Origin of the sequence: Mycobacterium sp. 050272 (genome assembly GCF_039023525.1) — a bacterium.
In the GTDB taxonomy this organism is placed as follows: Bacteria; Actinomycetota; Actinomycetes; order Mycobacteriales; family Mycobacteriaceae; genus Mycobacterium.
On record NZ_JBCHKV010000009.1, the window covers coordinates 184,812 to 198,509 of the forward strand.

At 65.6% G+C, this 13,698-nt stretch carries 10 protein-coding genes; all 10 read right to left on the reverse strand.

Features of this window, described 5'->3' with window-relative positions; genetic code table 11:
• Window positions 1-68: 68 nt before the first annotated feature.
• The 10 genes from eccD to AAHS21_RS18985 all read right to left on the reverse strand — a co-directional run bounded on the left by eccD (window position 69) and on the right by AAHS21_RS18985 (window position 13,671).
• On the reverse strand, window positions 69-1,637 hold the full coding sequence (gene eccD / locus AAHS21_RS18940; RefSeq protein ID WP_342929114.1) for a type VII secretion integral membrane protein EccD: 1,569 nt from the start codon (window positions 1,635-1,637) through the stop codon (window positions 69-71).
• The gene (locus AAHS21_RS18945) at window positions 1,634-3,496 is read right to left on the reverse strand and encodes an AAA family ATPase (protein ID WP_342929115.1); all 1,863 of its coding nucleotides are present in this window, start codon (window positions 3,494-3,496) and stop codon (window positions 1,634-1,636) included. Before AAHS21_RS18945 ends, eccD begins: the two co-directional genes overlap by 4 nt.
• A 106-nt stretch (window positions 3,497-3,602) precedes the next feature.
• Entirely contained in the window at window positions 3,603-3,896 is a 294-nt protein-coding gene (locus AAHS21_RS18950; protein WP_090597907.1) for a WXG100 family type VII secretion target, read from the reverse strand.
• A 43-nt stretch (window positions 3,897-3,939) separates the two neighbouring features.
• The gene (locus AAHS21_RS18955) at window positions 3,940-4,242 is read right to left on the reverse strand and encodes a WXG100 family type VII secretion target (RefSeq protein WP_342929116.1); all 303 of its coding nucleotides are present in this window, start codon (window positions 4,240-4,242) and stop codon (window positions 3,940-3,942) included.
• Window positions 4,243-4,339: 97 nt separating this feature from the next.
• Window positions 4,340-5,584: a PPE family protein gene (locus tag AAHS21_RS18960; protein ID WP_342929117.1), complete on the reverse strand. Its 1,245-nt coding sequence runs from the start codon at window positions 5,582-5,584 to the stop codon at window positions 4,340-4,342.
• A 278-nt stretch (window positions 5,585-5,862) separates the two neighbouring features.
• Window positions 5,863-7,617 carry a type VII secretion protein EccCb gene (gene eccCb / locus AAHS21_RS18965; protein WP_342929118.1) on the reverse strand — a complete coding sequence of 585 codons (1,755 nt, stop codon included), beginning with the start codon at window positions 7,615-7,617 and terminating at the stop codon, window positions 5,863-5,865.
• On the reverse strand, window positions 7,614-9,899 hold the full coding sequence (gene eccCa, locus AAHS21_RS18970; protein WP_342929119.1) for a type VII secretion protein EccCa: 2,286 nt from the start codon (window positions 9,897-9,899) through the stop codon (window positions 7,614-7,616). The genes eccCb and eccCa overlap by 4 nt, the downstream gene beginning before the upstream one ends.
• Window positions 9,899-11,341, reverse strand: a complete 1,443-nt coding sequence (gene eccB, locus AAHS21_RS18975) for a type VII secretion protein EccB (RefSeq protein WP_342929120.1) — start codon at window positions 11,339-11,341, stop codon at window positions 9,899-9,901. Before eccB ends, eccCa begins: the two co-directional genes overlap by 1 nt.
• Window positions 11,342-11,344: 3 nt before the next feature.
• Window positions 11,345-13,066: a type VII secretion AAA-ATPase EccA gene (gene eccA / locus AAHS21_RS18980; RefSeq protein ID WP_342929121.1), complete on the reverse strand. Its 1,722-nt coding sequence runs from the start codon at window positions 13,064-13,066 to the stop codon at window positions 11,345-11,347.
• Complete coding sequence (locus tag AAHS21_RS18985; RefSeq protein WP_342929122.1) at window positions 13,063-13,671, reverse strand: hypothetical protein; 609 nt, start codon at window positions 13,669-13,671, stop codon at window positions 13,063-13,065. The genes eccA and AAHS21_RS18985 overlap by 4 nt, the downstream gene beginning before the upstream one ends.
• Between the last annotated feature and the right edge of the window lie 27 nt (window positions 13,672-13,698).

Consider the following 13,698-nt stretch of genomic DNA (forward strand, 5'->3'; position numbering starts at 1 on the left):
AAATTTTACCGAAGCAGCCGCCGGCCAAGTGCAGCAATATTTCCCGGCACACGGCAGCCGCATCCTTCTCAGAACTGGATATTGCGGACGGTGTCGTAGACGCCGGTTATCCACAGCAGCAACGGAAGGATCGCCGCGACTACGGCCCCATCGAACAATTCCAGCGTCCGCTTCATCACCGGGGTAATACGGCGAATCCCGGTTGCCGCGCCGACTACCGTCAACGCGACCAGGGCCGTGACCAACAGGATGAGGACGAACCAGCGGGCGCTCGTCGGATACCAGATGCTCAACCGAATGGTCACTCCGATGGGAATCGCGACCGTGGCTGCCAGCAACGACCATGCGCACCAGGGCTGGGCGTAGAGGCGAGACCTGAATGCGCACATGATCGTGACCAGGCCGGCCACCACCAAGCTGTGCACGAAGAAGTGTCCCCGCACCAGAACCCCGATGACACCGGCAACGAGAACCAGGGTGCCGGCCGTGATGAAACCGGTCAGCAGCTGCTTGGCCACCTGGCTGCGTTCGGTCAGCCGGGCGGCCGAATGGGGTACGGACGCGATGATGGCCTGCCAGGTCCGGGTTTCTTTGTCGTCGGGTACCTCTTCGCCCGCAATGGGATCGAGCAATTCCTCGTGTTCCACGGTCTCGCCGGGTGCCGGGATGGGCGGCAGCGCGATCCGTGCGAAGACGACGGTCAATTTGGCCGCATTCGTTACGGTGAACAAACCGAACACGATCGCCAGGGCCGGAACCCATTGCTGCCAGCCGTACCCGTAGGCGAAGGCGGCCGCGGTCAGCGTGATCGAGGTGACCGCGGCGAACGACGCCAGCTCGGTACGGTGACGGGGCCCGCCGCGGGTGATCAGCGTCAAGAACAGCACCGCCGCGGCACCGGCGGCGAGCTGTGGCGGCCCGAACGAACTGGTCATCCCGCGCGGCCGCGGGATGGCCATCGCTACGGCCACCACGACCAGCGGGAACGCCGTCGCGAGCAGGCTCTCCGACAGGTTCGGATTCTTGTAGAACCTGTTGGCCGCCCAGCTGCCCAGCAGCACAAGCAACCCCGCAATGCCCATCCCGACCGGCCACCATAAATGGTGTCCGTTGGCCACCCACGCCACGGCGCCGATTCCGGTCATCGCCATCGTCACGATCGGAATTGCCACCCCGACAAAGCGATTCAATGCCTTGCGATCGAACTCCGGCGACTCGTCGAGTACCGCGATGGCATCGATGACATCCTCGACGAGGGGGCGGTACCGCTCGGTCCGACTGACAGCCACCAGCGTCAGCAACGACCCGTCGACGACGACGGCATCATCCAGCGATTGATCGGCCGGCAGCGGCGGGGCGCCCGGGCGCGCGAACGTCCACGCGCCCTGCGCGGCGAAGTCGAAACCGGCGAGTACATCCGCGGGCGTCTCGCCCAGGATTTCCGCCAACACCGCGACGGTGTCGTCGATATAGGTCTCTATCGCCGCCGAAGAGGGCAGCACCACATCCGTCAGCCGTCGGCCCGTCAGGATCGTGACCCGTGTTGTCGTGGGCTTGGCCGGGGCCGCGCCCGCGGTAGCCGGGGCGGCTGCGGCTCCCGCACCGGCAGCAGAATCAGTAGCGGTGGGCGCGCTCAACGACGTTCACTCCTGTCGAAATCATCGGACAGTGCGGCGGCTAGTTCCAGGATCCTACGCTTGTACACAGGGTCGAGAAGGCCGAACTGAATCTCGGTGCCGGCCGCGATGTGCTTGTCCCACGGCAACACGATGACCCGGCCCGGCTGGACGTACTGCTCGAATTGGCGCGCCAGCTCGGTGACCGCGATGTTGGTATCTCCCGGTGACACATGGTTGATCACCACACACGCGCGGGCCAACAGATCCTGGTGGCCGTGATTTCGCAACCAGTCGATCGCGACCGCGGCTTGCCGGGCGGCGTCGATCGACGCGCTGGTCACGATCACCGCGGCCGACGCCGTCGAGAGCACACCACGGGTGACCGGGTCGAATAAGCCGGCCCCGCAGTCGGCGAGCACCAGGTTGTAGAACCGCGACACCGCCTCAGCCGCGTAGTGCCAGTCCGCCTCGCTGAATGCGCGCCGTGCCGTGCTGTAGTCCTCGCCCGGCAGTACTTCCAGATTCACCGCATTGGCACTGGTATGCGCGCGGATATCGTTGTAGTGAGTTAAGTCTTTGTCGGCCAACAAGTCTGCGATGGTGGCGTCGGACTGACGCCCGGCCCGGTCGGCGAGGTTTCCGCAACTGGCATCGGCATCGAAAGCCAGAATGCGATCACGGCGGACCTGGGCGTAAACCGAACCGAGGGCGACCGTCACGGTCGTCTTGCCGACCCCGCCCTTCAAGCCCAATACCGCGATCTGATACGAACCCCGGGGACTGCGGCGAACACGATTCCGTAGGTCCAGGTCGTACTTCTCGTCGCGTGACAGGCCCACGTTGATGCGCGTCAGCTTGTGGACCCACCGACGCCAGCCTCGCCGCGAAACCATCCGGGTCTTCGACTTCTTCGCGGGCTTGACGCCGATCTTCGAAGTCGCTCCCGGCTGTTCGGTGACCGGGTGCGCTGAGGCCGAATCTGGTTGCACCGCAACGCGTTGCGTCGGCGGCATCTGCGGCGGGGCGCGATGCGGGCCCGGGTTGGGGCGCGGGCGTGGCGGCGTACCAGACTTTCCGCGGCGCTGCCCGGCATCCGGCGCTGGGCGGTGGGCAGGGCCGGTGGTGGGGCCGCGTTGGGTCTCGGCGGGATCGCGAGGAGCGTGGCGTGCGCGGCGTGGCGGTGGGGGAGGCCCCACCGGCGAATGGGTCGGTGGCGGCTTGGGCCTGGCCGGCGGGCGCTGGTCGCTGCGGTCGACCGGCGTTGGGGGGCGGGGGGTTTCGGGCCGCGCCGGCGGTGGCCGGTCCTCCCAGTCGGCGGGGGGACGCGGGCTTTCGGGCCGCGCGGGTGCTGGTTGGTCCTCCCAGTCGACGGGCATCGGCGGCGGCGCGTGGCCATTGGGCGGTGGTGGACCGGCCGGCTTGGGCGCAGCGCTCACGTCGAAGCCTGAATTCAGATCGAAGTCGGTTCCCGACTCCGCGATTTCAGTTCCCTCGGGGTGGGCGAAGAGGTCGTCGTAGCTGACCGGCATCGGGGGTTGCTGGGGGCGGTGTCGCGCCGGTGGGGGTGGCTGGACCTCGTCGACCGGCATGGGCGGGCGGCGGGTTTCGGGCTCGGCTGCTGCCGGGTGCTCGTTGAAGTCCACCGGCATGGGCGGGCGCTGCGGTTCGGGCCGGGCCGACGGTGCCGGCTGGTCCCAATCGACCGGCATCGGCGGCGGAGCCGGGGCGTCGGGCTTGGCACCCGCCGGTTTAGGCGCCGCAGCAGCAGGGGAATCGACGTCGAAACCGGCGTCGATATCGAAACCCGAATCCGCCGCGTCATCCGGGATTTCGCCCCCCGCGGGCGGCTGAAAGAGCCGGTCGTAGTCGGCCCCCATGAGAACCCCTCAAAAATTCAATTCAGACGCCGAAAACACGAGAAGAGGCGAGTTCTCCCACGCGGTTGAACTCGCCCGATCCCGTGTTTCGACGTCGTTTGCTGTTCTAACCGCCGAACATGCCGCTGACGCCGTGCTCAGTGCTGGCCATTGCCGCACTGGCTTCGGTGATGGTGTGCGACAGCGACTGCAGCGAGTTGTTGAGTTCGTCAGACTTAGTCTGCCAGTCGTTCTGCACGGCCTGGTAGGCCTCCGAACCGGAACCGCCCCAGGCCTCGGCAAGCTTGGCGAGGGACTGCTTTCCTTCGTCGAGAAGACCCTGAACGGTCTGCACCGACGACGCGATGGAGCTGGCACCGGCCTCGATGCCGCTGAAATTCCATGACTGAGCTTCCGACATGATTTGTCTCCGTTTCTTTCTAAAGCTGAGGGGTTAGGTGGGCTCAGAAGCCCATGTTGCCGGCGGTCGAGTGCAGGTTGGAGGCCTGCTCTTCGTTGGCGCGCTGGTAGTGGACGCCGGCCTGGCTGATCTTCTCGTGAATGTCGGTGAGCGCCTTGATCTGCGCGTTGCCGGCTTCCTGGAAGCGCTGCAGCGCGGCCTGGGCCGCCGAGCCGGCCTGGCCGGTCCAGTGGCCGGCGAGTTCGCTGCCGGTGTGCTCTACGCCCTTGATGACACCCTGAAGCTCGCCACCGATCCGGTCGAAGTTCCCGGCCTCGGCGCTGAGGGTACTGGCATCAGTTTTCATTTCTGCCATGTTGAACTACTTTCTGTGTGCTCTGTCCTCGCCAAGTGATGGCAAGTCTTCCGGCCCGGGCGGCCGGGAAGTCTGTTGTGTTGGATGCTCACCAGTCGTCTCCGTCGTCGATGCCATGCAGCTCGTCGTAGTGGAGGTTGGTGCCTTCTTCCTCTTCGCGCGCAAGCGCCACCGGGGCCGCCATTCCGGCCTTGGAACCAGCGCCGGATTGCGCGCCGGCACCCGCACCGAGCGGCGCGGCGCCGGTACCCGCCGACGAGCCGGTGCCCGCGCCGGCAGGCGCGACGACTGCACCGGGCTTGTCCAGCAACTGGCTCATCATTGACGTGCGGGGACCGCTCAGGCCGGAGCCCGGAAGCTGCTCCGCGTGCATCAGCCCCATGCCGACGCTCGGGCCCGAGCCGCCCAGCAGCGGATGCGACGACAACGGCGGTGCCCCGATCAGACCCATCTGCGCGCCACCCTTACCGAGCTCGCCGCCTACTTTGCCGCCACCCATGGTCAGGTCGCCCAAGGTTGAACTGCCCATGCCGCCGGATTGACCGGCCATCGATGTCAGTTGCTGCAGCGGTTGCATGAGCTGCTGCATCGGTCCGCTCAGCTGCCCCAGCCCATTCATCAACTGCGAAACCTGGTTCACCCCAGAGGGTGTGGGGGTCAGGTCGTCGTCGCCGGCGGCGTCCTTGGCCGCCTGGAGCAGGGTCGAGGAACCCAAGCTACCGGGGTCGGAGGCTTCGTCGGACAGCGTGCTCAGCAGCCCCGCTGCCCCGGCCTGGGCCTCAGCTTCGGCAGCCGCGTCCATGCCCGGTGCGAGGATCGGTGACATCTCGGGAAGCGGCTCGAAGACGGTGTTGGCGGCGGTTTCGGCGGCATAGACATCCATCGCGCCGCCGGCCTGGTTCCACATCCGGACGAAATAGTCCGCCTCGTTGAATCCAATCGGCATCGTGTTGATGCCGAAAAAGTTGGTCGCGGTCAGGACGGTGTGGGTGATGTGGTTCGTCGCGATCTCCGGCAGCGACGGCGTTATTCCCAACGCCTTCACGTAGGCGGCGGCCTGTGCCGCGGCCTGCATGCCGCGCTTCTGCGCGGCCGCCGCGGCGGTCTGCAACCACGTGACCATCCGCGCGGCCGCGGCCGTCGCGCGCTCGCTGCCGGTTCCGGTCCACGCTCCCGACAGAGCGGTCATGCTCGCGGCCAATTCGGCGGCCTCGGCCTCCAGGCTGGAGGCCAGCGCCTCCCAACCCGCGGCGGCCTGGAGCATCGGCGAAGGACCCGCGCCGGCCATCAGCCGTGCGGTGTTCAGCTCCGGTGGCATAGCGTGCCACAGCATGCTCGGTCTCCCTTGGTACGAGGTATGTGGTGCGTTAGTTCTCGGGGTCTGCCGTTACGCGAAAGTTTCGCTCGTTCGAACAATGCGGGGTCGGGCGCATTTTGGTCGGCCCTCCTCGAATTTCACGTGAACGAATATCAAATTCCGAGTAAACGCAAACCATTCTGTCGCAGTGAAAATCTTAATCGCACAATGCAGTCCCCGGCGCGGTTTATCGCGTTTCGGTTCCGGCTCCTGTAATGAGCGTTGGGATAATCCTAACCGCCTGCTCCAGGTGGTCAGTGCACTTCTTCTGGAGGGTCGATGTAGGCGGCCTGGATGACGTCCTTGCCGTCGGGCGTCACGAGAATTCCCTGGCCAGGGGGCCGGCGCTTGACCTGAAACTCCCTTGAGGGGAAGTCTGCCTTGTCGCCGGACAGCAGCAGCGTCGGAGACCCCGCACCATAGGCGGCGCCAACGAACTTGTCCATGGTCGACTTATACGCATGGCTCATTTGGCAGGTAACGATGATGTGCAATCCGATATCCGAAGCGGCCGGTAACAATGGAGCCAACGGCATCATTGGAGGCATCCCTCCGGAAGCGCCGACGATCATGTGCCAATCGTCGACCAAAAGCACAAGATCGAATCCTGTCCACCACGACCGTGACCGCAACTGCGATGCGGTCAGGTCGGCCGGCGGTAACCGCTTTTGTAGGTTAATCGCGAGCGCTTTGATCGACTCGTCCAGCGACTGAGCGTTGCGGTTGATGGCGCCCGCGGCGAGTAGGTGGCTTTCGGGCACCGCGTCCAGTAGTCCGGACCGGTAGTCGGCCAACATGAAGCGCACTTGGTCTGGACTGTTGCGGGCACAGATGGCACGGGCAATGGCGTGAGCAATGGTTGTCTTGCCCGACTTGGCCGCACCGAAGATCAAGATGTGGTTCGCCGCGTATAGGTGCGCGTAGGCCGGCGTCAGGTCCGTCTCACGGATGCCGACCGGAATCGTCCAGCGAGTGCGGTAGTCGGACTCCGGCCCGGGTGGTTCCGGATCCAGTTCGTAAAGATGGATGCGCTCGGGCAGCACCCTGACCCGGGGTGCTTCCTCGGTGGTGTGGGACGCGATGTGGTTTACCGCGACCGTGAGTGCCTCGACCAGGCCGTCAGTGCTGTTGACGCCGTCGAGTCGGGGCGCACCCATCATCAGGTGATGCTTCTCGACCGACATGCCCCGGCCAGGGCGGTTCGCCGGAATATCCCGGGTGGCGCGGTCCAGCTGGGTGTCGTTGACATCACCGAGCCGGAACTCGATCTTGGTGCCGAGGTAGTCGCGCACCCGTGACTTCAATTCCGTCCACCGCGGCGTGGTGATGATGGTGTGGATGCCGAACGACAGGCCCTGCGCGGCCAGGGTCTGGACGTTCGCCTCGAGGTCGGGGAATTCAGCGACGAACGCCGGCCATCCGTCGATGACCAGAAACACATCGCCGAACGGATCGGCGGCCACGGGTTGGCTGGGATCCGCGCGCAATTCGCGGTAGCTCGCGATCGAGCCCACCCGGTGCTCCTTGAAGGTGGCTTCTCGTTGCCGCAGAACAGCTTGCACCTCGGCGATCACGCGCATCACGCGATCGGGTTCCGACCGAGTGGCCACCCCACCGACATGCGGCAGATTGTCCAGATACATCAACCCGCCACCACCGAGGTCGATGCAGTAAAACTGGACCTGTCGCGGTGTATGGGTGACGGCGGCCGACAGAATCAGGGTCAGCAACAGCGTGGACTTCCCGGTCTGCGGCGCACCGCCGATGCCGATGTTGCCGCCACCGCCGGAAACGTCGACGCCCCAAGGCTCTTGGAGGTGCCGACGCGGCTCGTCCATGATTCCCAGCGGGAAGTACAACGGCCGTAGCTCGGCGCGCTTGACGAGTTCATCGACAGCGGTGGGATGGGTCAACGGCGGCAACCACATCTTGTATGCCCGCGACTCGACGGTGCTGAGTTGGTCCAGGATCACCTCGCTCAGCGGTTTCCCTTTCGCCTCAGTGCTCATGCCGGCACTCCCTCGTGAGCGGCCGGTGGTTTCGCATCTTCGAGGTCTTCGAGAATCGGAGCCGCGGTGAATTGCCGAATTTGCATACCCCGGGGCCCGGGTCGGGCGCCGTCGACTTTTTCGGCCTCGCCGTTGGTCTCGGTGTGCACCGGCGGAACGTAGGTGGCACCGGTGTACAGCGTGCTGAACTTGACCGGGTCTTCCATGCCGACCCGCAAGAACCCGACGCCGCTTTCCTTGTTGGTGATGTACTGCGCCTCGGGCGTGCCGATCACCGACTTGGATTCATGAGAGCTGGTTGTGCGCAGCGCGATCCGGTAGGTGAGGTTGGGCTCCAATTTGTCGATGCGCGCCCCACCGGTCTGTAGCGACTGGGTGGCGAGCAGCAGATGCACCCGCAGTGAACGGCCCACTCGGCAGATCCGGTCGAACAGCCCGACAAAGTCCGGGTGACTTTGCAGCAACTCGGCGAACTCGTCAACGACGACGAAAAGCGTTGGCAGCGGCTTCAGGTCGGCGCCGCGCTCCCGGTACTTCTCGTATTCGGCCACACCGGACAGCGCCCCGGTCGCACCGACCTGGATCCCGGCCTGGCGCAGCAAATTCTGGCGCCGGTCCAGCTCGCCGGTCAACACCTCACCCATCCGGCCGACGAGCTCGGCTTCCTCGGCCATGTTGGTGATCACCGCCGCCGTATGCGGAAGGTTTTCCATGCCCAGGAATGTCGAGCCACCCTTGAAGTCGGTGAGCAACAGGTTCACCTGGTCGGGGTGAGTTATCGATACCAGCGACAGGATGAGGGTGCGCAGGAACTCGGACTTTCCCGACCCGGTGGTTCCGATCAGCATGCCGTGCGGCCCGCCCCCGAATTCGGCACCCTCCTTGATGTCCAGCGTCATGATTTCGCCGGTCTTGAGCTGGTGACCGAATGGGATCTTGAGGCGATCAAGATCCTTGTCCGCGAACATCTTCCAACGCGCCGGTGTGATGTCCTCGACGCTCTTCGCGCCCACCAGCTGGTAGAACTCGGTCGCCACCTTCTTCTTGGTGCCCCCGGTGCTGGCCTTCTTGTCGATGATGGTCCCGGTGATCGACCACCCGGCCAGCTTTCTGGCGATGCGCGACGCCTGCGGCGCCGACATATGGTCGGTGCTGGCCGTCACCTGGCGGAACTGCTGGCCGGGCAGGCGGTCGTCGGCAGTCCCGTCCGCGGCCACCCTGATCCGATAATTCGAGCCGCGATGGTTGCCCAGCGTGAAGACCGTGACGCCGGCCCTGCCGTCCGGCGGGACTCCCGCCTTGCCGCCGGTGAGATCCACGACGACGACGTAAGGTCCGCCCGGCGTCGAGTCCGGTGAGTGTGGGCCGCGGGCCGCGAGATCGGAGAGGCTTTCCGGGTGGGCGGAGATCATCCGGACCGGTCCGGCCGCATCGGTGTCGGTCGGATGCTGCACGTGCGGAAGCCATTTCAGCCAGGACCATTCCGGATCGTCCGGCGTTTCGGTGAGCACCCGGATGGCCAGCAGGTCCGGCGGATGGAACACCGCCAGGTGACAAATCATGGCGGTGAGCAATCCGGCCGCACCGGCCGGGTCGCCACCGATGGCGATGGTCGGAAATGTCCTGAGCTGCAGCAGTTTTGGGCAATCATGGATCAGGCCGTGGGTGCGCAAGAACTTGACCGCCCACATGTTGGCGACCGGCTCCAGGTATGGCTGCGGTGCCGCGGTCGGGCCCGCCAGCTCGCCGCCGACCGAGGGTTTCATCAGCCGGTCGACCGCCGGCTGGTCACCGATTCCGATGCGGGTGGCCGCGTAGAAGTCGGCGCTGGCCGGGCGCGACCACTGCCGGGGTGTGCCGATGATCGACAGCAGATCGTCGGGGTGGGGTGCGTGATAGCTGAAGAAGGCGACCTGCGCGGTGGCAGACGACGTCACCCGGGGGCGAAGTCCCGCCAGATACCGCAGGTACTCCTTACGGTCGGCGTTGATCTCGGGCACCTTCTTGCCACCGCCGCCTCCGCCGGCGCCCACCATGCTCAACGACATCATGATCATCATCAGCGGCGTCATCATCATGTACGGAGACAGCGCCTTGGTGCCGGTGAACACCATGATGCTGATCATGCCGAGCATGCACACACCCATCACATAGGGCATGACCCGCTGGACAAAGCTGGGCGGGACGTCGACACCGAGGTCCTCAGGCGGGACGACGGCGATCTCGCCCGGCGTCAAGCGGGGGCCGCGGGTTACCGATGGGGTGAACTTCCGTGTCGACATCAACCAGCTCCGGGCGCTGCAGGTAACTTTCGCGGGCTCGGGTCGGCGGGCAGCGTGTCGTGCTCCAGCAGCGCAGCTTCTTTGGACAGCACCGGACCGTCGACCAGTAAACGAATGATCTCCCATGGCGCGGGCTTTGGCGACTGCAGGCCCAGCGAGGCGGCCGCCTTCGGGTCGGATATCCCGTACCGCACGCCCTGCGGGTCGACGTAATACAACGATTCGCCGTACCGGGGATCCGGGGACTGCAGCTGCAAATACTTGCCGCCGTCGATGTAAACCGTTGCCGGGCCCTGGATCTGCTTGATGCCCTGGCCCATCACCGATGTCGGCACCGGCAGATGCCGACCGGTCACCACCGCCGTCCGGGGATTCTGCTCGCCGGGCTTGCGTTCCCACGTCCAGCACAGCACCGGTTCGTTCGGCCGGTTGACGATCTTGATCGACTGGTCGGGCAGCGGTGAGTTGTACACACGTTCGGGGATTCTGACCACCAGGCTCGAAACCACCGACGGGGGCTCGACCAGCCCGTGCGACTGGGCGGCGCGCAGCGCCACCGCGGTGTTGGCGTTGATGGGCGCGACGCCGTCGGGCAACACCACGAAATATTGCGGCCCCGACTGCGCATGGATCTGGAACACCGAACCGATCACCAGAAAGTCAGGCAGCCCAAGGGTATTGGGCGCGCCGTCGTCCGGGATCGGGGTCAGCTGCCAGGATCCACCGTCGGGCAGCGCATTGAACACGGCGGTGGACAGTGGGCTGGGTTTGGCGTTCACGGGTATGCCCACCGCCGAGGTGAGAGTGCGGTCCGCCAGGTCGGTGGCGTGCCGGCCGGTCGAGGTGATGATCCAGTCCTTGCCCTGGTAGTAGGCCAGCAGCGCCTCGTTGGGCTGCAGGGCATCCACCGAAGAGTCCAGCGACAGCGGCATCGCGATCACCGACGTCTGGACGGTCGGATTGATGGTCTCGGCCTTGGTGACGGTGTCGCACAGTGCCCACACCGAGGCCGAGTCCGACGACACCGGCGTGGCGTAAGGAGCGCCGGGGATGCCGACCGTCTGACCCCTGGGGAACTTGCCCAGCTCAGTGGCTTTCACGACGGTGGGCTCGGCGGGATTGCCCAGTACCAGGCGTGCCGATGTCAGGTTGTAGACGGGGTGCAACTGCCCGGACACCATCAGGTACAGCTGGTTGGTGGAGCGGTCGACGAACAAGTTGCCGCCGCCGAGCTTGCCCTGCGGCTTGAAGTACGCCATCGCCAGGGCGCCCACCAGGATCAGCACCGAGATGACAATGCCCAGCGCCGCCGCCCGCCCGTAGAAGGACAGCGGGTCGTCGAACATCCGGGTGTCCCGGCGAACAATGGCATGCTCCAACCGCCGCAGCAGGAAGCGCCAGCCACTGACCTGGACCTTGGTGGTGAGCCGAAACCCCGCCATGCGCTACTCGGTGATGGCCAGCCGGGCGTGCACCGACGCCACCGCTTCGGCCATGTCTTCGCCGTTGATCTCACGCAGGAAGTCCGCGTCGAGTTCCTCGAAGTCGACCGCTTGAGTCAGGCGCATGTCACGGTATTGCTCCGCGGCCTCCACCATCTGGCGCGCATAGCGTCCGTTGCCGGCGATGTCGAGGGCGGCTTTGCCGCGTACCGTCCGCTGGCTCAGTAGCTTCGCCGCTTCCAGCAGGTTCTCGGCCGCCTCCACGCTGAGCTCCGAGTCGTTGTTCTTCGCAATGACTTTCGCGATTTCGAGAATCTCCTCGGGGGAGTAGGAGTCGAATTCGATACGGGTGGCGAACCGTGACCGCAGTCCTTCGTTGGTCTCCAGAAGTCTATCGATGTCGTTGCTGTAACCGGCAATAATCACCACAAGACGGTCCCGGTCGTTTTCCATCCGGGCCAGCAGCGTGTCCAGCGCCTCTTGACCGAAGGGGTCCGACCGACCCTCGCGTTCCTGAACGAGCGTGTAGGCCTCGTCGATGAACAGCACACCGCCCAGGGCGCGGTCGATCGTCTTCGCGGACTTGACTGCGGACTGTCCTTCGTATTCGGCGACGAAATCCTTGCGTGCCGTCTCGATGAGTTTGGGCTCCTGGATGACGCCCAAACCCGCCAGGATGTTGGCCACCACGCGAGCGATGGTCGTCTTACCGGTACCGGGGGGCCCGGTGAAGATCATGTGCTTGCTCGCCTGCGCGACCTTCATGCCGCGCGCGGCACGAACTTTGGCCATCTGGGTCGCGGCGCGGTAGCGCTCGACCTGATCCTTGACGCGAGTCAGCCCGATCTGCCGGCGTAGCTCCGTCTCCGCCTCAGCGAGTAGCTTTTCCCGCCCCGAGGTGTCGGCCACGACACTTCCCGCATCCCAGGGATCTGTTCGGGCCGCGATCTGCTCGGCGCTGGTGGTCGCCAGGCGGTAAGACGGATCTTTCAGTGCCGCAGTAACTTTGGGGCTCGGGTGGGTCGTCTGCAGCCATTCCAGCAGAGCCACCGCGGCCTCTTCGTTGCCCTGGCCGCGGCGGGTCATCGCCAGATACCAGGCAATGGCCTGCGCGCAGGCCTCGCCCGCGGGGGACGAGTTCGCCTCGGTCAGGCGGCGCTCGGCTTCGGTGAACAAACCGAGATTGGCGGCCGCGACCCCATGTGCGACGCCGGCGGCAGCAGCCAGAAACGCGTCGGGCCACTTGCCGGCGGCTCGGACTTCGTCGATGACCTCGGTCCAGCGCTGCCCTTCCCCGTAGACCACCGCCTTGGTCCACGACAACAGGTGCTCGGCACCGGAGGTCGGGCTGGCTTCGACCGCTTCGAGCGCATCCGCGTAGTTACCCGCCGATGCTTCGTTCACCGCGAAACCGATCGTGATCGCCAGCGGCGAATTGACCGGATACGTGATGTCGCCGTACAGGCCGCCGATCGGAACCCGGGCACCCAGGGCGTTCATCGAGACCTGGGCAGACCCCGACAGCTGCCCGAAGTTCTTGCGCGAGTACCAGGCCCGGAACAATGTCACCCGGTCGTTGTCGCCGCACCGGATACGGCCGACCCATGCGTCGCATGCGGTCTCGTCGTAGTTCGTGATCTCGGTGAACAGGTCAAGCGCCCGCGACTCCGAGACCGGCAGCATGCCGACCGCGCTTTCGAACAGGCCGGCCAGGTGCTCGCTCATTTATCGGCGGTGTAGCGCACGGCGAAGACTTCGGCCTGTGCCGTCTCAGCCTGTTCCTCCGTCGGCAACCGCATGCCGGTATCCACGAAGTCACGCAGCAACTGGGTGCTGTCCAAGCCCATGTCGGCGAGTTGTTGCAGCCCTGCGTTGTCGGCGGCACTGTCCATGACGTAGGTGCGCTGCCCGGCCAGCCCCTTTTGCCGGGCCAACTCGGCCAGCACGACGATCTCGTCGGCGAGCTCGTCCTCGGTCAGGTTCGTCGCGTTCGGCGACAGCGTGACCCGCTGGGTGCGGCCGTCGATGAGTGCCGACACCGACACCGTCTCGGGAGGGTTGGTCACGGTGAACTGCTGGACGCCGTCCTCTTCGTCCTCGTCGTCGTCGGAGGGCTCGGTCGTCGCGGCGATGGCCTCCAGCTCGGTGTCGGCCTCTTCGGGCTCGGTCGGCGCGTACGCGTCCAAGGCGTCGGCGCCCGCCTCCTCGCTGCTGTCGTGGGCGGCGGAGAAGTCCAGGGCATCCCCGTCATCGTGGCCGTCGTCGGATCCGGACTGATACGAGGAGAAGTCCAAGGCGGAGAGATCGTCGTGCTCATCATGCTGGGACATGGGATCCATCTTTCATTGGTAGCGGCA